The sequence below is a fragment of the Sorangiineae bacterium MSr11954 genome (genome assembly GCA_037157815.1).
GTDB lineage: Bacteria > Myxococcota_A > Polyangia > Polyangiales > Polyangiaceae > Pendulispora > Pendulispora albinea.
Genome location: CP089984.1, coordinates 8,985,627 through 9,005,246, shown reverse-complemented (window position 1 = coordinate 9,005,246; position 19,620 = coordinate 8,985,627). Strand labels below are relative to the sequence as shown.

The following is a 19,620-nucleotide window of genomic DNA, read 5'->3' as shown; positions in this document are numbered from 1 at the left end:
CGTGGCCTAGGAGCAGGCGGAAACGGGTCGTAAGGCCCTCGGACCGTTACCGTCGGGCCGGAGGCCGCATGCCCGCCGCGGGCAAGTTGCGGCGTCCTTATAGGAGACGGACCCCATGCCGCACAAGGCCAGAACCGCATCCGTGCTTCAAATGCGGCAAACCACTTGCAGATGGCGGTTTCCTGCTGAAAACGACTTTCAATAGGCCGTGGGAGAGCTCGGAAGGATGACCTTTCCGCATGGGGAACAAGGACATCCCGATCATACCAGTAAGACCAGTCCTCCCCGTGCACCGCGCCCTCGCGTTGCGCGCGGTCGTCCTTCGAACGGCGCGTCGATGTGCGGGCCCTCACCGGGCTGCGGTGGTTCGCACACCCCGGATCGTCGTTGCCTCGCCCTGATGAGACAAAGTCACCACGCACCGCGGCACGATGTGCATGCGGCGTACAAAACGAAACGACCCACCCTCGATGAAGGGCGGGTCGTGATCGAGGTACGAAAATCGATTCTAGACGCGCGCGTCCGCCGCCAGTGCGACGAAGAGCAGCACCAGGTAGGCGATGCTGTAAAAGAACAACGATCGCGCCCAGCGGTTTCCTGCGCGCTCGCGGAGGCCATACGACGCCCAGCCGAGAAAGACGCACCCGAGGACGAAGGCAGTAATCAGATAGGCGCGTCCCGCGATGCCCAGTGGAAAGATCAACAGCGTGGACGCGATCAGCGCGCCGGTGTGGCTGATGATGCTCTGTTTCGTTGCACCGACGCCGAGCACATTGGGCATCACGAAGAGGCCCGCGCGCGCATAGTCTTCCTTCCGAAAGAGAGCAATGGCCAGGAAGTGCGGAATCTGCCAGAAAAAGAGCACCGCAAAAAGTGCCAACCCACCCGGATCACAATGCGCGGTTGCTGCGGTCCACCCCATGAGCGGCGGAATGGCCCCGGGCACGGCGCCGACGAACAACGCAACGTGCGAGCGTTGTTTGAGCGGTGTGTATCCGAGCACGTAGCTCACATTCGCGAGCACACCCAAAAGTGCCGTTACGGCATTGACGCCGATCGCTAAAATCGGCACGGAGAGGACCGATATCGTAACGCCGAACCAAAGCGCGGTTTTGGCCGACATGCGTCCCGAGGGGAGGGGACGCTTGCGCGTGCGATCCATCTTTCGGTCGATGTCGCGCTCCAGATACATATTGAGCGCGTTCGCGCCCGATACGATCAGCGCCGTACCGACGAGCATCATCACCAAGGTGACGGCAGAGACGTGCGGTGGCGCGAGGCACATCCCTCCTGCGGCCGTGATGAGGACCATCAGCGTTATCCGCGGCTTGGTGAGTGCAATGAAATCCGCCAGCTTCGGGCGCGTGGTGGCGCCAGACGCCAGACGGTCGGACTCGGGGAGGGAGAAAGATGGGCTCATCGGAGGGGTCGAAGCGAGACCGCCGTATAAGAAAGTCGGCAAGACCAGTCAAGCGTGCGGGCCTCGGAGAGCTCACTCCGCGGGAAACCGGCCTTAACTTCTTTTTATACAAAGCACACAACTTTCCGGAATATTGCCCTTGAGTGCGCAATCGCGCAAAACGCGCGCGACCGTATGGCGCATCCGGTCGAACAGGCGCCGCTTGATCAGTCTACCAAGCTTGAATGACGCGCCATCCTGCCCCTCGTGCACGGTAACGCGTGGCACGCACAATCTGCAGCCCGCTTCGCGACCAGCCACGAATTAGGCTGGATCGCACATGATCCAAGACGACCCAACGATGGGTTTGGGCGCAGATTCTGCGGGTGATGAGCGCGCCTGAAAATTCCGCTGACTCTCGCGATCGCTACAACGGTCGCGAAATGCCACAAGCATTCGGATTGTTGGGTGCGCAGAAAGCCCCCCTCGACGCCGGCACGCACTCTGCACTTGCGTTGGGGTGGACCCTACCAGCAGTCAGATTCAGATGGAGTGAAGTCATGCCTAGTAACGATACGAACCCTGCAACCAAGAAGCGCGGCTTTGGAAGTATGGATCCGGAGCGCCAGCGCCAAATCGCACGCCAGGGGGGAAAAGCTGCGCACGAACGTGGGAGCGCTCACGAGTTTACAAGCGACGAAGCCCGCGCAGCCGGTCGCAAAGGGGGGGTCGCGGTTAGTCAGAATCGCGCCCACATGGCCGAAATTGGTCGCCGTGGGGGCGAGGCTCGCGGCGCTGGACACCGGCGCCGCATGGAAGAAGCCCGCCGTCAACAGCAGCAGCCGCAGAGCGAAGGTAAGATGAAGGCAGCCACCCCTGTGGAAGGCGAAGTTCTCGCCACGCAGAACGAGGAGGTCGAAGAAGCCTCGCCCAAGACGGAACCCGAGCGCGTCATTCAGCAGGAAGGCGCCGCGGGGGAAGCCCAACGCCGCGCCTCGTAAGCACCTCCCTTGCGATCACGTATCGCCGCCGCGGCGCGCTCCCATGCGCGTCGCGGCTTTTTTTTTTGAAACGAATTCGCGCGTTTGCGGGAGGTGACGCCCAGCGCGCCCCGACCTGACGGGCGTGGTCTACCGCGTGACCCGTCCTTGGCGGTATACATGTGAACCATGGCTGAAGTCTTCGTGGTAGACGCCGTGCGAACTCCCTTGGGGCGGTTGGGTGGCGGGCTCGCCAAGGTTCGTCCCGACGATCTGTTGGCCGCCGTATTCCGCGTTCTTTCGGAGCGCCACCCGCGCCTTGGCGAGAAGCTCGACGAGGTTTACGCGGGCACCGCGAACGGCGCGGGTGAGGACAATCGCAACGTGGGCCGAATGGCCGTGTTGCTCTCGGGTCTTCCCGTGACCGTTCCAGCAGCAACGGTGAATCGCCTGTGCGGCTCTGGAATGGAGGCCGTGATCTCGGCCTACCGAGCGATCGCGCTCGGCGAAGCCGATGTGTGCATCGCGGGCGGCGTGGAATCCATGTCGCGGGCGCCGTTCGTCATTCCTGCCCCAGAAGATGCATTTCCGCGTGAGCTGCCCTCCTTTAGTACGCGCCTGGGCTGGCGCATGGTCAACCCTGCGATGCCTGCCGAGTGGACCGTCTCCATGGGCGAGGGGGCCGAGATCCTCGCCGAGAAGTACGCGATCGAGCGTTCGGCGCAGGATGCCTTCGCGGCCGAGAGCCACCGGCGCGCGCACCAAGCCTGGGAGAGCGGTCGTTTCGCGCTCGAAGTGGTGCGCGGCCCCTGGGAGCTTCTGCGCGACGAACCGATTCGCGCCGACACCAACGTCGATAAGTTGGCGAAATTGCGTCCGGTCTTTCGCGCCAAGGGCACGGTGACCGCGGGAAATTCATCAGGACTGAACGACGGCGCAGCGGCCCTCCTCTTAACGTCCGAGCGCGCGGCGCGGGAGCTCGATCTCACCCCGTTGGCACGCGTTCGTTCGGTAGCCGTCAGCGCATTGGAGCCCCAACTCTTTGGACTGGGACCGGTAGAAGCGTCACAGCGCGCACTCAAGAGAGGCGGAATTGTCGCCTCGGATCTCGACGTGGTGGAAATCAACGAAGCCTTCGCCGCCCAAGTCCTCGCCTGCCTCGCGTCCTGGCCCGACCTCGATCCGACCAAGGTAAATCCCAATGGTGGCGCAATTGCGCTCGGACATCCCCTTGGATGCTCTGGCGCTCGCTTGGTCGGAACCGTGGCCCACGAATTGCGCACCACCGGCAAACGACATGGGCTTGCAGCTGCTTGCATCGGGGTGGGGCAAGGCATTGCTGTCACACTATCGAGCTAGCGAGTTAGCAAGCTAACGAGCACGGTACGCGCTCGCGCGTGCGCGCTGGACCGGCGGGGCGCGCGATGTGGACGGCGGGCGCGCGATGTGGACGGGCGCGTGCCGGATGAATGGGGCGGGTGAGCGATGAACAGGCGCGCGGTGAATGGGCGCATGCGCCGTGCGCGATGAGCGTGCGCGATCGCCCCCCGCCCCCGCATCGTTTCTCTTGCATGTATAATGCACGTACCGTGCGTCGTATCCTCAGCGCCCCATCATTCGACTGCACGCAACGCAAGCCCCTTTTCGTCGCACGCTTCGTAAAAGCAAAGTTGCGTGTAGGTGGCCGGATTTGGGCAACGTTGCCGATGAATTTTTCGGTTGAGGAGGGATATGAGCTGAACCTTGCAACCCTTACGCATGAAAATGCGTTTGCAAAGCATCTATTATTGTTTCGATTCGCGGAGGCTGTTAGGGTCCCCCCGCATGCGAGCCAGCACTCTCACGGTTCTCGCCGCTCTTGCGGCACTTGCGATGGGAATTTCGGCCTGCGGCGGCGACGAAGCTCCCCCCCCTAAGACTCAAGAGGAGGCTGTGCCCGCCCCGCCGCCTCCCGCTCCGGAGCCGGTTGCCGCGACGCCGCCGCCCGCCCCGCCGGAGCCTCCTCCTCCTCCCCCGGCCCCCGAACCCCCGGCGATCAGCGTCTCGGCGCTCAAGATCACCCCGAAGGGTGGCAAGGTTAAGGCAATCGAAGTGGCGGCCGACGGGTCGATCACGGCCGACAGCAAGCCGGTTGGCAAGGTGTCCGGCGACAGCGTCCAGGATGCCTCGGGCACCACGCTCCTCTCCGTCTCGAAGGACGGCTCGGTCTCCGGCGGCACCGCCCCGGCCGGCCTGAAGTTCGGCGCGGGCGATGAGCTGGCGAGCGACGATGGCGCCAAGATCACCGTCAACGACGACGGCACCATCACGCACACCAAGCCGAAGGCCAAGAAGGCCGACACGATCGCCAAGGTCGACGGCGGCAGCTCCGCTGCGAAGCGCGAAGCAGCCCTCGTTGCTTACGCGTGGCTCGTTGCCAAGCCCCCGGCAGCCGCTCCGGCCAAGGGCGCGGCCCACACCGAGAAGCCGAAGGCCGGCGAGAAGCCGAAGAAGTAATTCGGCGATCGTCGTCGCTGGAGCTCCAGCGAAGGCGATTTTGAGAAGATAACTCCTTTCATGTGGGGCAATGAGCGATCATTGCCCCACGTTTCGTTTGTCTTGAGGCGTCTGCCAAGACGCGTCAATCTTGTCGCATGGCGACAAGCAGCGGACACCTGGGCGAGCAGCGTTTCCCCTTGGAAGAGCGAAGGATCGCGCTCGACTCCGGGGTGACCCTTTCGGTGAAGTCCCGCGGGGAGGGGCCTCCCGTCGTTTTGCTTCACGGCTTTCCGCAGAACTCGCACACGTGGCGAAAGCATCTGCCCATGCTCGCCAATGCGGGCTTTCGCGCCATCGCCCCTGACATGCGCGGCTACGGCGCCTCGGACAAGCCGAAGTCCGTCTCCGACTACGCGCCCCCGCGCCTCGTCGACGACGTGAGCGCGTTGGTGCGATCGCTCGGATACGAGAAGGTTCATCTCGTGGGGCACGATTGGGGCGCGGTCGTCGCGTTCTATGTCGCGGCCCTGCGGCCGGACGTCGTGGATCGCCTGGTGATCCTCAACGGCCCGCACCCCGACGCGTATACGCGCGCGCTCCTCAAGAGCCAGGCGCAACGCAAACGCTCTTGGTACGTCTTCGCATTTCAGCTCCCGTTCCTGCCCGAGCGGGTGCTGGCGCTCAAAGGCACCTTGCCCCGACTGTTTCGCCTGTCCGGGCCCGGCGTCTTCTCCGACGACGAAATCGACACGTACACCCATGCCATCCGGCAGCCCGGCGCCGCGCGCGCCATGGTGAACTACTACCGCGCCAGCGCCCGATACCGCGGCCGCCTCCCGATCATCAAGCGCCCGACGTTGGTGCTCTGGGGTGAAAAGGACGTAGCGCTGGGCACCGGTCTGCTCGACGGGCTCGATCGCTATGTCGAGAGCTTCGACGTGCAGCGCTTCCCCGACGCCTCCCATTGGCTCCCCGAAGAAAAGCCGGACGAGGTGCACTCCGCCATCGTCCGCTTTTTGCGGCCGAGCTGACTCGTCGCCGGGAGCGCGGGCGATTGCCGGGTCGAAACCTCTAGGAAACAGCGTGCCCGTTACATCGTTGGAGCATGAGCGCACCTGACTCCATGAGCGCGGGCGACACGGCGTGGTTGCTCGTCAGCTCCGCGTTGGTCCTCTTGATGATCCCCGCGCTGGCGCTCTTCTACGGCGGCATGGTCCGCCGGAAGAACGTGCTCTCCACCTTGATGCACTCGCTGGCGGCGCTGCCGGTGCTCAGCATCGTGTGGGTGCTCTACGGCTACTCGTTCGCGTTCGGCTCGAGCCACGGCGGCATCATCGGTGGTTTCGACTTCATCGGCCTCCGCGGCACCGTCGGCACCTTGCACGATACCGTTCCGAGCTACGCGTTCATCGCGTTTCAAATGATGTTCGCGGCCATCACGCCGGCGCTCATCTCGGGCGCGGTGGCCGAGCGCATGAAGTTCTCGGCCTATGTCGTCTTCATCATCGCGTGGTCCACCCTCGTCTATGTTCCGGTCGCGCACTGGGTGTGGGCCACCGGCGGCTGGCTCTTCGAGCTGCACGCGCTCGACTTTGCCGGCGGCACCGTGGTGCACCTCACCGCGGGCGCCTCCGCGCTGGTCTGCGCGCTCGTCCTCGGGCCGCGCCTCAAGTACCCGCAAGAGCGTCCGCTGCCGCACAATTTGACCATGACCCTCACGGGCGCGGGCCTCCTTTGGTTCGGCTGGTTCGGCTTCAACGCCGGAAGCGCCCTCAAATCGACCCCGCTGGCCGCCCTCGCATTTCTCGTCACCCACCTCGGCGCGGCAGGCGGCGCGCTTGGCTGGCTCTTCGTGGAGTGGTGGCACCGCGGAAAGCCCACGGCCCTCGGCGTGGCCTCGGGGTTGGTCGCGGGCCTGGTGGCCATCACGCCGGCGGCGGGCTTCGTGGCGCCTTGGGCCGCCATCGTCATCGGCTTTGCGGCGGGGCTCGTCTGCTACCTCGGGGTGCTTGCAAAGTACAAATACGGCTACGACGACTCGCTCGATGCGTTCGGCGTTCACGGGGTCGGCGGCTTCACCGGTGCACTTCTCACCGGCGTCTTCGCGCAGACGGCGTACAATCCCGACGGGGCCGATGGGCTCCTGTTCGGCGAGGTGCGGCCCTTTCTGGTCCAGCTCGTCGCCTGCCTGGTGTCGGGCGTCTATGCGGCCGGGGTTACGTGGGTCTTGCTCAAGGTCATCGACCGAGCGATGGGCATCCGGGTCTCCGCGACCGACGAGCGCGAGGGTTTGGACAGCACCCAGCACGGAGAGGACGCATATGCGGGATAACGTTGCGAGAATGAAAGGGTCAGCCGTTGTGCGGGTGAAATTTGCCTCGGCCCCCAACAGGGGCGATTGCGGCTGACACACTCTAAGTTTGCGATACCCTTGCTCAATGGCAAACTGTGCGGAGGGAAACTGCAAGGATTACAGAAACGCAACAGCGTGCCCAGCATCGAACGGGTAAGCCATGACACAAATCATCCCGAACGGAGCGCCTACGTCTCTTCCGGTCCGGAGCGATCCGGTGCAGGGGCGAATTCTTATCATCGATGACGATCGCAGCATGTGCGAGATCCTCGACAGCGCGCTCAGACGGCGCGACTTCGAGGTGGCCTGGCGCACCTCGCCCGATGAAGGACTTCGTCTCCTCGGCGATCAAGACTTCGACGTAGTCGTGACCGACTTGAACATGCAAGGCATGAGCGGCGTGGACCTTTGCCGCCAAATTGCCGAGAACCGAGAGGACATTCCCGTGGTCGTGATGACCGCGTTCGGCAGCATGGAGACCGCCGTGGCGGCCATCCGCGCGGGCGCGTACGACTTCGTGACCAAGCCCTTCGAAATGGACGACATCGCGCTCACCTTGGAGCGCGCGCTTCGCCATCGCGCGCTCCGCGAAGAGGTCAAGCGCCTGCGCCGTGCCGTCGACGACTCGAGCAAGTTCGACGACATCATCGGCCAGAGCTCGGCCATGGAAAAAGCGTACGACTTGCTGGACCGGGTCGCCGACAGCGACACCACCGTGCTCATCACGGGGGAGAGCGGCACCGGCAAGGAGCTCGTCGCGCGCGCGCTCCACAAACGCAGCCCGCGCAATCGGGGCCCCTTCGTGGCCATCAACTGCGCGGCCATGCCCGAGACCCTGCTCGAGAGCGAACTGTTTGGCCACACGCGTGGCGCCTTCACCGATGCGCGCCAGGCCCGGCCCGGTCTGTTCGTCAAAGCGCAGGGCGGCACCTTGTTCCTCGACGAGATCGGCGAGATGCCGATGGGCATGCAAGCCAAGCTGCTACGCGCGCTGCAAGAGCGCACCGTGCGCCCCGTCGGCGGCGACGTCGAGGTCCCGTTCGACGCGCGCATCGTGGCGGCCACCAACCGTGATCTGGAGACCGAGGTCGAGGAGAAGCGCTTCCGCGAAGACCTCTTTTATCGAATCAACGTGGTGCGCATCAACGTGCCGCCGCTCCGCTCGCGCGGCAGCGACGTCCTCTTGCTCGCGCAGCACTTCATCGAGCGCTACTCCGCGGCCGGGCGCTCCAAGGTGAAAGGCATGTCGAGCGGCGCGGCCGACAAGCTTCTCAGCTACCCGTGGCCGGGCAATGTGCGCGAGCTGCAAAACTGCGTGGAGCGCGCCGTCGCCCTGGCTCGCTACGACCAAATCGGCGTCGACGATCTCCCCGAGAAGATCCGCGACTTCAAGTCGTCGCGCGTCATCGTGGAGACCGAGGATCCGTCGGAGCTGCTTCCGATGGACGAGGTGGAGCGCCGCTACATCTTGCGCGTGCTCGAGGCGGTCGGCGGCAACAAAACCATGGCCGCCCAAGTCTTGGGCTTCGACCGCCGGACCTTGTACCGCAAGCTCGAACGCTGCGGCGTGGCGGAAGGAAAAAAGGAAGCACGAGAATAGGCGCCACGAGCGCCGAGCGACGACGTAACCGGCCGGGCGACGAGAAGGTCGTGGCCCGGCCATGAAGAGTGGAACCCGAGCGGGCGCGCCCCCGCTCGGCCGATAGAGACGTTTTGGAACGGATGGGGCGAATCGCCACGCAACGCTCGCTAATAGGGAGTCGTTTGCGCAGTTTTTTTGCGGCACGTCGACTGCATCTCGGTCGCCGCAATGCGCGCCTCGTCAGCGAAATTAACGACTCGTCGTGCTGCCGAGTCTCGTAGGGAGAGAGACAGAGACAAGATAGAGAAGCTACGGGTCGGGCCGCCAAAGCGAGCGATCATCGCCGATGACGACGCCGATCACCGCCGCCTTTTGGCGAGCGTGATCCGCAGGGCAGGCTTCGAGGTGCTGGAAGCTCAAAACGGCGAAGAGCTGCTCGATATGTACGATGGACAGCACCCGCCGGATGTCATCGTGACCGATCTCATGATGCCCCGCGTATCGGGCTTTGGCGTGATCGAGAAGCTTCGCGATCTCGAGTCGAGCGTACCCATCGTGCTCGTCAGCGCCGTAGGCGACGACAACATGGACGTGCTCGCGCGCGACTTGGGCGCCGCCGCCATGGTGCACAAACCTTTCGACTTTGCGGTGCTTCGCGACCTCGTCGTTCGCATCGCCGGACAGGAAAATGGCACAGCCACTGCAAAGGCTGGATCTTGACTTCTTACGGTCACTTCGGGTCGTGAGTGTCTCGCATCACGCATCGCGCTCGTCGGGGGGAGAATGGAAGCGGTAGTCCGGCCATGAATCCGACCAGCGATCAAACAGTGAACGATACGGGCAAGGTACCTCCACCGGGCGCGGCGCCGCCTGCGGGGGCTGTTTTGCTCGAATCATCCGAGCCCGTGGCCGCGATCGAGCCCGAGATGGACGCCGCGCCCTCGGAGGCGCTCGATTCGCAAGATCCGCAGACGCTCGTTCTGGTGCTCAACGGTCTCATCGAGGTGACCCTCGATGGGGCGCGCATGTTCTCGCTCGCCGCTGGCGAGGCCTTGGATCCGGACTACAAGGCGCTCTTCGTGCAACACTCGCAGGAGCGCACGTACTTTGCGCGCGAGCTGCAAGCCCACGTGGTGCTGCTGGGCGGCACGCCCGAGAGCCAAGGCACGCTCGAAGGGGCGCTCTTGCAAGCGTGGATGAACGTCAAAACGGCGATGGCCGTTCGAGAAGATTATGCCGTGCTCCGCGAGGTCGAGCGCGCCGAGCAGAACGCGCGAAAGCGTTATGCGCGTGTGCTCACGCTCGACCTCGGGGGCGAGGTCAAAGCGTTGGTCGAACGTCAATATTCGGCCATCAGTCGATCGCACGATCGGGTGCGCGCGCTCCGGCAAAAGCACGCGCTTCGTTCTTGAACCGACTTTCAGAAAGGAGCCTCTCATGAAGTTCGCGAAAGTAATCAACGCCGTCTCGTCGGCCACCGATCATCTCGATACCGACTCTCTCCTGAGCCGCGTTGGACTCGCTCGCCGCAAGAGCACCTTCGAGCACGTGATGACCATCGTGGGCATCTTCGGCGCTGGAATGGTCGTCGGAGCGGGGGTGAGTATGCTCGCGAGCCCCGTGGCCCCCGCCGATGCCCGCAGGAAAATCGGCGAGGGCGTGCGCTCCGTGAAGAACGAGATCAACCAAGGCGTGCGCCACGCGCGGCAAGAGTTGAGCGAGCGCACCCACCACGCGGCGCGCGCCCTCGACGACGTCGCGCGCAACGGCGCCATCAAGACCACCTAAGTCGAAGGTCGCAAAATGCCTTCACCGCCACGCTAAACACTACGGTCCGGGCCCTGCGCCCGGCTCGCGGGGTCGCACGCGACCTCGACCGACTCGTTCAGGCGGGCGCGCGGTGAAACGTGCGCCTGTCTTTTTGGGTCGGTCGTGCGCGACCTCGACGCGATTCATTCACGCGGCGGGCGTACGGTACAACGTGCGCCTGTCGTTTTTGGGTCGGTCGTGCGCGACCTCGACCGACTCGTTCAGGCGGCAGGCGCGCGGTGAAACGTGCGCCTGTCGTTTTGGGTCGATGGTGCGCGACCTCGACGCGATTCATTCAGGCGGCAGGCGCGCGGTGAAACGTGCGCCTGTCGTTTGTGGGTCGGTCGTGCGCGACCTCGACGCGATTCATTCAGGCGGCAGGCGCGCGGTGAAACGTGCGCCTGTCGTTTGGGTCGGGGCGCACGCGACCTCGACGCGATTCATTCAGGCGGCAGGCGCGCGGTGAAACGTGCGCCTGTCGTTTGGATCGGGGCGCACGTCGACCTCGACGCGATTCAATTCAGGCGGCAGGCGCGCGGTGTGCGCCTGTCGTTCTGGATCGGGTCGCATGCGACACGACGCGGTTATTCACGCGGCAGGCGTACGGTAAAACGTGCGCCTGTCGTTTTTGGATTCGTATGTTGCAGGTTTTCGGCGCGTACGGTTCCCGTGTGCGCGTCGACGATTCCGCGGACGATGGCGAGGCCCAGCCCCGTCCCGCTCTTGGGTGCGTCGAGGCGCGAGAAGCGCTCGAAGATTTGTGCGATGGCGTTCTCGGGGACGCCCGGACCGTCGTCCTCTACGGTGAGCTCGACGTGGGTCTCCGTGGCCGTGAGCGCGACCCGCACCGTCTTTTTGGCGAAGCGAACGGCGTTCGAGAGCAGGTTGGTGAGGACCTGTACGAAGCGATCGCCGTCCACCACGGCTTCGACGGGTGCCTCGGGCGCTTCGACCGTGAGCTCGATGCTCGTCCCCGCGTCGATGCGGCGGATGTCGTCGGCCACCGAGCGAACCGGCGCGCGCAGATCGGCGCGGCGCTTCTTCAGCTCCACCCGGCCCGATTCCATGCGCCCCAGGAACACCAGGTTCGAGGCGAGGCGCGTGAGCCGCTCGACGCTGCGGCGGACAAGGGTGAGCAGGAATTTCTGCTCGTCGTTCAACTCACCCACGTCTTGGTGCGACAGCTCGTTGATGGCCCCCACGATGACGCCCAGCGGGGCGCGAATGTCGTGAGCCACCATGGAGAGGAGGTTCGTCTGCGAGCGCTGCAGGTGCGAGAGCTCCTCCACCTTGCGCGCCAGCTCCTTCTCCACCACCGTCTCCCCGCGCACAACCTCGGGCGCCGGCCCGCCGCCGCCGCCGGACATGCTCGAAGCGCTCGAAGCGCTCGAAGCGCTCGAAGCGCTGGTCGTGGGCAGCGACAGGATGACCGCGGCGCGAGGGTCCGCGACGCGGATTCGTTGCGCGAGGGCTTCGGGATCGTCCACGGTGGGGCCGAGGATGACGGTGGCGCCGTGATTGGATTTGACATGAGCTAGAAGCTCATCCACGGTTCCAGCTTCGACGATCTCATCGGCCCGGTCGCTCTCGGGCGAAAGTCGGAATTGAAAACAGAGAACCGTCACTGCAAATGGCTCATAACACGTAGACGATCGAAATGGCTAACCGTGTGCGGCGGCGCGCGCGTCTTATCGGAATTGTCGCCCTTCTCCTATTGCTTGCTGCGTTCGCCCGTCCTGGACTCGCGCACGTTCGTGCCGCCGCGCTGCTCGCGCGATTCGCCTCGGTGGAGGAGCCGAAGCCATGGCTGGCCCGCGCCTCTGCTTACGAGGTGAGCGAGCAGAGCGAATCGCTCGAAACCGATTCCGGCCCCACGCGCGCTCGGCTGTACTCTCCGCGCGGCATTGAAAATCCGCCCGCGCTGGTCGTCGTTCCAGGTGTGCACAGGCTCGGCGTCGACGAGCCGCGCCTTCAGCGCTTCGCGCGCGCCATCGCGGCCAGCGGTGTGGCGGTGCTCACCCCCGAGGTCAAAAGCCTCACCGAGTACCGCATCGAGCCTTTTGGCATTGCGACCATCGGCGCGGCGGCGTCGGCGCTCGCAAAGCGCCAGCACGTGGAGCGCGTCGGGGTCATGGGGATGAGCTTCGCGGGCGGCCTCGCGCTCTTGGCGGCTGCCGACGAGCGCTACCGATCCGGCATTGGGTTCGTGGTGGCGGTGGGCGCGCACGACGATCTGGCGCGCGTGGGCCGCTTCTTCGTGACCAACGCCATCCCCGATGCCGAAGGCCACACGGTCCAGATGCAAGCCCACGACTATGGCATCGCCGTGCTCATGTGCGATCACGCCGACGACTTCTTCCCCCCGGAGGACGCCGCCGAGGCCAAGGAGACGCTCCGCCGCTGGCTCTGGGGCGAGGAGAAGGAGGCCCGCGCGCGCGCCGCCAAGCTGCAGCCCGCGTCGCGGGAGAAGCTGGAGCAGCTCTTCGACAAGAAGACCGCCGCGCTCGCCCCCGAGATCTTGCGCGTGGTGGAGGCGCGCGGACCCGCGATGCGCGAGGTGTCGCCGCACGGTCGATTGGGCGCGCTGCACGTGCCCGTGTACCTTCTGCATGGCGCAGGCGACTCGGTGATCCCGCCGACCGAGACCGGCTGGCTCGCGAAGGAGGTGCCGCCCGCTTACCTGCGTACACAGCTGATTAGCCCCGCGGTTCAACACGTCGAACTACATGGGGAGCCGACCGCAGGCGAACGGTGGGCGCTGGTGCACTTCATGGCGCAGGTGCTCGAAGAAGCGCGGGACACGCGCTGATGTGACGAGAGCGTGAAGGAATGGGGTAGGCTTCGCGTCCATGTTCCCCGTTTCACCCGAGTTGGAGAAGTCGCTCAAGGCGATGCGCACAATCGTCGACGCCGACGTCATCCCGCTGGAGCGCGAGCTCGCACGTCGCAAGAGCTTTACGGCGTTGGAGCCGGAGCTCGCGTCGGTGCGGCGCAAGGTGAAGGAGCTCGGGCTCTGGGGACCGCAGATCCCGACGAAGCTCGGGGGCATGGGGCTCGGGCTGATGGAGCACGCTCGGGTCAGCGAGGAGCTGGGGCGCTCGCCGCTCGGCCACTACGTGTTCAACTGCCAAGCGCCCGACGCGGGCAACATGGAGATCCTCGAGCAGTTCGGGAACGACGAGCAGAAGAAGACGTACCTCGAGCCGCTCGCGCGCGGCGACATCCGAAGCTGTTTCGCCATGACGGAGCCGGACCTCCCGGGCTCCAACCCCACCTGGCTCGCCACCACCGCCACCAAGGACGGCGCTGACTACGTCATCAACGGTCGCAAGTGGTTCACGTCGTCGTGCGAGGGCGCCACGTTCGCCATCGTGATGGCGGTGACCAACCCCGACGCGGCGCCCCACGCGCGCGCGAGCCAGATCCTCGTGCCCACGTCGACCCCGGGGTTCCATCGGGTGCGCAACATCTCGGTGATGGGCGAGCCGGGCGATGGCTATGCGAGCCACGCGGAGGTCACCTTCGAGGGCTGTCGCGTGCCGCAGACGAACTTGCTCGGCATGGAGGGCGCGGGCTTCGGCATCGCGCAGGAGCGGCTCGGTCCCGGGCGCATCCACCACTGTATGCGCTGGATCGGCGTGTGCGAGCGCGCGTTCGATCTGATGTGCCAGCGCGCGGCCTCGCGCACCGTGGCGCCGGGCAAGCCGCTGGGCACCAAGCAAATCGTGCAAGCGTGGATCGCCGAGAGCCGCGCGGAGATTCAGGCCGGGCGCTTGATGGTGCTGCAAGCCGCTTGGAAGATGGAGCGCGAGGGCGCGTACGCCGCGCGCGAGGAGATCTCGCTCATCAAGTTCTATGTGGCCGGCGTTCTGCAAAACGTGATCGACCGCGCCGTTCAGGTTCACGGGGCGCTCGGGATGACCGACGATACGATCCTCGCGTACTTCTATCGGCACGAGCGCGCCGCGCGCATCTACGACGGCGCCGACGAAGTGCACAAGGTCGTGGTGGCCAAGCGCATTCTCAAGGGCTATGGCCTGGAGGTGGGCTCGTGACCGCCGCATCGCGAACGGGCGAGGACGGCGCCAAGCCCGTGCGCCCAGGCGAGGAGCTCGACCCGGAGAAGCTGGCGGCGTTTCTGCGCTCGCATCTGCCCGAGGGCACCTTGGCGGGCCCGCTGCAGATCCTGCAGTTCCCCGGAGGGCACTCGAACCTCACGTACTTGGTGAAGGCGGGCGATCGCGAGCTCGTCTTGCGGCGGCCGCCGTTCGGCAACCGCGTGAAGAGCGCGCACGACATGGGGCGCGAGTTCCGCATTCTCTCGAAGCTCTGTCCCTCGTATCCGGCGGCGCCGCGCCCGGTGGCCTACTCCGACGATGAATCGGTCTTGGGCGCGCCCTTCTACTTGATGGAGCGCGTGCGCGGCGTCGTTCTGCGGCGCACGGTCCCGCAGGGGATCACGCTGGACGCGCCCACCTTGCGGCGCGTCTGCGAATCGCTGGTGGACGCCTTGGTCGGGCTCCACGCGGTCGACTACACGGCGGCGGGCCTGGCCGATTTGGGAAAGCCTGCAAAATACATCGAACGCCAGGTGGCCGGCTGGACCAAGCGTTACCGCGACGCGCAGACGGACGAGGTCCCCGAGCTCGATCGCATCGCCGCGTGGCTCGCGGCGCGCACCGACGAGGCGGAGGCCGATCCCACGGGCACGGTCCGCGCGGCCATCGTTCACAACGATTACAAGTTCGACAATGTGGTGCTCGATCCCGAGGACATCGTTCGGGTGCGGGGGGTCCTCGACTGGGAGATGTCGACCTTGGGCGACCCGCTCATGGATCTGGGCACCACGTTGAGCTACTGGATCGAAGAGGGGGATCCCGACGAGCTGAAATGGCTCGCCTTCGGGCCGACGGTGCTGCCCGGTGCCCTCACGCGTCGCGAGGTCGCGGACCGCTATTTCGATAAGAGCGGCCGCGCACCACGCGACTTGCGCTTCTTCCTGGTATTTGCGCTCTTCAAGAACGCAGGCGTCCTGCAGCAGATCTATTGGCGCTACAAGCAGGGTTTGACCAAGGACGAGCGCTTCGCTTCGTTCAACGTGGCCGTGAAGCTCTTGGCCCAACGCGCCGAGGTTGCGCTCAACGAGGGTGTGTGACGATGCTAGCGGTGCTAGCGCATGCCGAGTCGTTTGAGACGGCGGAACAGGTTGCCGCGGTCCAGGTGCAGCATGCGGGCGGCGGCGGCCACGTTGCCTTGGCAGAGGTCCAACGTCGAACGCAGCACATGGCGTTCGGAGTCGTCGATGAGCGACTGATAGGAGCCCTTGCGCAGGCGTGCGCCCGTGGGGGCAGGCAGCGCGGGGGTTACGGCGTGGGTCACGGTTTCTTCCCACGAGCGCGCCTTCTGGGCGCGGCGCGAAGCCACGGCGCGTTCGACGGCCGGGCGCAACTCGTCGATGCCGACGGGTTTCTCGAGGAAGTCGCTAGCACCGAGACGCAGCGCTTCGACGGCGTGGGGGATCTTCCCTTGGCCGGAAACGAGAATCACGGCGAGAGGCAACGGTTGGGGAAGGCGCGCGAGAAACGCGAGCCCGGTTTCGTTGGGAAGCACGAGATCCAAAACCATCACGTCCGGCAAGAGCCGGCCGTTGGTAAGGATGTCCCACGCTTCGTCACCACTTCGTGCTTCGGTGACGACGTAGCCATCCATGCGAAGCGCGCGGCAGATACCACGGCGCACCGCAGGCTCGTCGTCAACCACCAGCACGCGCCCGCGAATTGAATCTTCGGCGAGTGGTTGTTGTTCGGAAGTAGGTTCGTTCAGCTCTGGCGAAACAGTATTTTCCATCACGGCGGTGTTGAACACGATAGCCAATACCATAGGTGCGCGGTACTGCGGAGGGGACCTTAGGCGTGCGATTTGGAGCTTACCGTCCTACCATCCGAAATCGCACGCCAACGCGTGCTCCACCTTGCGCTCGATTCTCTGCAAAAGCGCGGCCGCCGTGAGCCTCTGCAATTCGCTTTACGAGTGCAAGACCCAAACCCGAAGAGCGCGCGCTGGCCGCAGAGCTTCTTGGGTTTTTGTAAAAGGGTTCGAAGGCTTGGGATTCCTCTCCAGGCGCAAATCCCGGCCCATCGTCTTCGACGTCGAACGCCACCAAGTTTCCGTCTTGATGTACATGAAACATCGTAACCCCACCTGCATGCCGATCGGCATTCTCGAGCAAGTTGGTTACGGCCCGAGCCACCAACGTCGGATCTCCTCGGAATTGCAGGTGAGGCACATCGACGACCAGTTTTTCCGGGGCGACGCCCGTTCGCTCGATGGCTTCCTTGGCCACCTCGGTGGCATCCATCGTAACCGGTTTGATCGCCGCAAAATCGATTCGCGATCCAGCGAGCAAATCGCTTACCAGCGCATCGATGGCGACGATTTCGCGGTCCAACTCCTCGAGAGGAGATTTGGTGGCGGAGGACGAAGCGGGCGACGAAGAGGGCGAAGGCGCAGGCGGCGGGGACGAAACATCCGATGTTGGCCCGGCCGAGCATGCAGCGCCACGCGCAAATTCGATGAGCAGGCGCATGCGCGCCAGCGGCGTGCGAATTTCGTGCGAGACGGTGGCGAGAAGAGCGCGCTGATCGGCCAGCTGTTTCTCGATGCGTACCGCCATATCGTAAAGCGCTTCGGCCAGCAGTCCCATCTCGCCACGGTGGTGCAGCGGAATGCGAACGCGGCTCGAGAGCTGGCCGCGCCCGATGTCATCGGCCACGAGGGCGATTTGGTAAATGGGACGGGCCAGGCGCCGGGCGATGATGCCGGAGGCGGCCCAAAGGATGAACAGCCCCACGAAGAGCGGGCCAAGCGCAGACTTTCCGAAGGCGTGAAAGTCCCCGCAGAGGGTGACGGTGCCGAGCGCGTGGTTGCTCTCGTCCAGCACGGGGGCGTTGAAGGGGTGCTTGCACATCTTTCCGCTCCCATCGAGCACGTTGCCCGCGCTGTCCCGAAGCTCGACATGGAGCCCGAGATCGCGCGAGGTCGCTTGGGTGAGCTTGGTGCGTGCCTCCGGGTCGTTCCAGACCTCGGCGTAGCGATGGCCCAGGAACTTGCGCGCGCGATTGCCGTCGGCGCCCCAACCTTCGTCGCCGCCGAACACGTGGACGCAATATCCGACCACGATGGCGCTGATGACGATGGTCGCGCCGAACCACAAGAAGATGCGCCGCTGAAGTAGGAATTGAAATTTAACGCGATGAAACGGGTGCCGCAGCCCGAGAAAATTCGGGTCGAACGGGGGCCAGCGGCGCCGGTGGTGGCGCCTCACGCGAGATCCCTGGCGAGCACGTAACCCACGCCGCGCACCGTTTTGATGAGGCGCGGGGACTTGGGATCGTCGCCCAATTTTTGCCGCAAATGCGAGATGTGAACGTCGACCGTGCGGTCCCCGACCGTGACATCGCCGCGGCCTGCCTCGGCGAGCAGCGCTTCCCGCGCGACCACCCGGCCCGGACGTCGGGCGAGGGCGAGCAGAATGTCGAACTCGACGCCGGTGAGCTCCACCGGCTTTCCGGCAAAGGTCACTTGGCGACTGCCGACTTCGATGGCGACGTCGCCCACGCGGATGCGGTGATCGATGCAATCGGGGGCTGCGCGGCGGAGGACGGCGCGCAGCCGTGCGAGCAGCTCGCGGGGGCTGAATGGTTTTGGCACGTAATCGTCCGCGCCGATTTCGAGACCGACGACCCGATCGGTCTCGTCCCCCTTGGCGGTGAGCATCAGGACGGGGATGCGGTTCTTCTCGCGAATGCGGCGAAGGACCTCCAGTCCATCCATGCCGGGCATCATCACGTCGAGCAAGACGGCGTCGAAGGTGCCGGCGGCGAGCGCGGCGAGCCCCTGGGGGCCATCCGATACGGCGGTCACCGTGAAGCCATTTTGTTCCAGGTAGCTCGCGAGCAGCTCGTACAGGCGCACGTCATCGTCGATGAGTAGGACGCGGGTCGGCATGGGGGTCGTCACGACAGATTACGACAAGCTGGGTTACTGCGAATCAACGGCGGCACCGCGCTTGGAATCCCGCGCGGCGTCGGTGCAAATTTGCGCGATATGGCGCTCGAACGCTGCCCGGCGCGAGTGGCCGTGGCAATGGAGGCTCATGAAGCCGAGGCTGTATCCGCCGACGGCCCCCAGGGCGAGCAGAATGGCGAGAACCTTCTGTTTGGGATGCATGAGCGTGCCTCCTTAGTACCCAAAGCCGCGCGGGCCGTGCTGGAGCAGGTCGGCCAGCCGACCGCGTTGACGTTCATCGAGCGCCTCGTGAATCTTCGCAAACGCGTCGATCCCTGCGCGCCGCATCGTGTCGATGCCGTGCTCCACCCGGGCCGTGGCCCCGCCGAGGGCGACCTCGTCGAAGCTCTCCCCGCGCATGGCCGTGGCAACCTCGGTCCGCGCGCCGTGCATCTCCTCGCGAACCTTGTCGGCGGCCGCCCGCAGATCGTCGAACGCGGCGACAATCACCTTCTCCTGGCCGGGGGTGGTGTCGAGGCGCTCGAAGAGCCCGCGCAGGAAGAAGCGCTGTCCTTGGCGTCCGGCCCAGGCGCCCCAACCACCGTGGCGTCCGCGCCGGTCGCCCTCGGGGACATCGTCGTAGCTGCCGCCGCGCCATGCCTCGCCGTGCCAGCCGTGGCGGTAGTCGCCGGCGTGGTCGCCATGGCCCCAGGGCGATCCTCCCCCGTAGCCTCCCCATCCACCGCCGCCCCATGCGCTGCCGCCTCCCCATCCGCCGCCGAATCGGCCCGGGCCGCAATGGCCAAAGGCGAACGGGCCGCCGCCGCCGTATCGGGCTCGGCGGAGGACCTTTACCAGTCCGATCAAACAAAGCGTTCCAATGACGAAACCGATCATCTCCATCTCCTTCCGCGGGGCGATCCCGCGTCCAGGAGAGGGTCGGTCGGCTTCGTTAACGGGATCCTGCGGGAGGCGTTAAGAAACGTGAAGCGCCGGCGGCGGCCGGGGCGCG

The 19,620-nt window shown here is 65.3% G+C and carries 19 protein-coding genes and 1 pseudogene; 13 read left to right on the top strand and 7 right to left on the bottom strand.

Annotated elements, in window-relative coordinates:
- Window positions 1–508 precede the first annotated feature (508 nt).
- A complete protein-coding gene (gene cyoE, locus LZC94_35130) occupies window positions 509–1,384 on the bottom strand; it encodes a heme o synthase (GenBank protein WXB20287.1) in 876 nt (291 codons plus the stop codon).
- A gap of 626 nt (window positions 1,385–2,010) precedes the next feature.
- Between cyoE and LZC94_35125 the strand changes: the two are divergent.
- The 10 genes and pseudogenes from LZC94_35125 to LZC94_35080 all read left to right on the top strand — a co-directional run bounded on the left by LZC94_35125 (window position 2,011) and on the right by LZC94_35080 (window position 10,580).
- Window positions 2,011–2,034, top strand: a pseudogene (locus tag LZC94_35125) (hypothetical protein).
- A 177-nt stretch (window positions 2,035–2,211) separates the two neighbouring features.
- Window positions 2,212–2,400 carry a hypothetical protein gene (locus LZC94_35120; protein WXB20379.1) on the top strand — a complete coding sequence of 63 codons (189 nt, stop codon included), beginning with the start codon at window positions 2,212–2,214 and terminating at the stop codon, window positions 2,398–2,400.
- A 168-nt stretch (window positions 2,401–2,568) separates the two neighbouring features.
- Window positions 2,569–3,738: a thiolase family protein gene (locus LZC94_35115; protein WXB13069.1), complete on the top strand. Its 1,170-nt coding sequence runs from the start codon at window positions 2,569–2,571 to the stop codon at window positions 3,736–3,738.
- A gap of 573 nt (window positions 3,739–4,311) precedes the next feature.
- The gene (locus LZC94_35110; protein WXB13068.1) at window positions 4,312–4,875 is read left to right on the top strand and encodes a hypothetical protein; all 564 of its coding nucleotides are present in this window, start codon (window positions 4,312–4,314) and stop codon (window positions 4,873–4,875) included.
- Window positions 4,876–5,012: 137 nt separating this feature from the next.
- Window positions 5,013–5,888, top strand: coding sequence for an alpha/beta fold hydrolase (locus LZC94_35105; GenBank protein WXB13067.1), 876 nt, complete (start codon window positions 5,013–5,015; stop codon window positions 5,886–5,888).
- Window positions 5,889–5,962: 74 nt separating this feature from the next.
- The gene (locus LZC94_35100; GenBank protein WXB13066.1) at window positions 5,963–7,189 is read left to right on the top strand and encodes an ammonium transporter; all 1,227 of its coding nucleotides are present in this window, start codon (window positions 5,963–5,965) and stop codon (window positions 7,187–7,189) included.
- 238 nt (window positions 7,190–7,427) lie between these two features.
- Window positions 7,428–8,810, top strand: a complete 1,383-nt coding sequence (locus LZC94_35095; GenBank protein WXB20286.1) for a sigma-54 dependent transcriptional regulator — start codon at window positions 7,428–7,430, stop codon at window positions 8,808–8,810.
- Between the two features lie 177 nt (window positions 8,811–8,987).
- Complete coding sequence (locus LZC94_35090; protein WXB13065.1) at window positions 8,988–9,512, top strand: response regulator; 525 nt, start codon at window positions 8,988–8,990, stop codon at window positions 9,510–9,512.
- 83 nt (window positions 9,513–9,595) lie between these two features.
- Window positions 9,596–10,204: a PA2169 family four-helix-bundle protein gene (locus LZC94_35085; GenBank protein ID WXB13064.1), complete on the top strand. Its 609-nt coding sequence runs from the start codon at window positions 9,596–9,598 to the stop codon at window positions 10,202–10,204.
- Between the two features lie 25 nt (window positions 10,205–10,229).
- Window positions 10,230–10,580, top strand: coding sequence for a hypothetical protein (locus LZC94_35080; GenBank protein WXB13063.1), 351 nt, complete (start codon window positions 10,230–10,232; stop codon window positions 10,578–10,580).
- A 605-nt stretch (window positions 10,581–11,185) separates the two neighbouring features.
- Here LZC94_35080 and LZC94_35075 read toward each other — a convergent pair.
- Window positions 11,186–12,151, bottom strand: coding sequence for a HAMP domain-containing histidine kinase (locus tag LZC94_35075; protein WXB13062.1), 966 nt, complete (start codon window positions 12,149–12,151; stop codon window positions 11,186–11,188).
- 164 nt (window positions 12,152–12,315) lie between these two features.
- Here LZC94_35075 and LZC94_35070 point away from each other — a divergent pair, with 164 nt between their 5' ends.
- From LZC94_35070 to LZC94_35060, 3 genes are read left to right on the top strand one after another with little or no spacing between them, the layout of a single operon-like run.
- The gene (locus LZC94_35070; protein WXB13061.1) at window positions 12,316–13,410 is read left to right on the top strand and encodes a hypothetical protein; all 1,095 of its coding nucleotides are present in this window, start codon (window positions 12,316–12,318) and stop codon (window positions 13,408–13,410) included.
- A 40-nt stretch (window positions 13,411–13,450) separates the two neighbouring features.
- Window positions 13,451–14,656: an acyl-CoA dehydrogenase family protein gene (locus tag LZC94_35065; GenBank protein ID WXB13060.1), complete on the top strand. Its 1,206-nt coding sequence runs from the start codon at window positions 13,451–13,453 to the stop codon at window positions 14,654–14,656.
- Window positions 14,653–15,756, top strand: a complete 1,104-nt coding sequence (locus LZC94_35060) for a phosphotransferase family protein (protein ID WXB13059.1) — start codon at window positions 14,653–14,655, stop codon at window positions 15,754–15,756. The genes LZC94_35065 and LZC94_35060 overlap by 4 nt, the downstream gene beginning before the upstream one ends.
- Before the next feature lie 14 nt (window positions 15,757–15,770).
- On the opposite strand, the gene LZC94_35055 is transcribed toward LZC94_35060, so the two are convergent.
- From LZC94_35055 to LZC94_35035, 5 genes are all read right to left on the bottom strand, one after another.
- Window positions 15,771–16,466, bottom strand: a complete 696-nt coding sequence (locus LZC94_35055) for a response regulator (protein ID WXB13058.1) — start codon at window positions 16,464–16,466, stop codon at window positions 15,771–15,773.
- Window positions 16,467–16,527: 61 nt separating this feature from the next.
- The gene (locus LZC94_35050) at window positions 16,528–17,925 is read right to left on the bottom strand and encodes a HAMP domain-containing histidine kinase (protein ID WXB13057.1); all 1,398 of its coding nucleotides are present in this window, start codon (window positions 17,923–17,925) and stop codon (window positions 16,528–16,530) included.
- Complete coding sequence (locus LZC94_35045) at window positions 17,922–18,608, bottom strand: response regulator transcription factor (protein WXB20285.1); 687 nt, start codon at window positions 18,606–18,608, stop codon at window positions 17,922–17,924. Before LZC94_35045 ends, LZC94_35050 begins: the two co-directional genes overlap by 4 nt.
- Before the next feature lie 33 nt (window positions 18,609–18,641).
- Complete coding sequence (locus LZC94_35040) at window positions 18,642–18,830, bottom strand: hypothetical protein (GenBank protein WXB13056.1); 189 nt, start codon at window positions 18,828–18,830, stop codon at window positions 18,642–18,644.
- Between the two features lie 12 nt (window positions 18,831–18,842).
- Window positions 18,843–19,505: a periplasmic heavy metal sensor gene (locus LZC94_35035; protein WXB13055.1), complete on the bottom strand. Its 663-nt coding sequence runs from the start codon at window positions 19,503–19,505 to the stop codon at window positions 18,843–18,845.
- Between the last annotated feature and the right edge of the window lie 115 nt (window positions 19,506–19,620).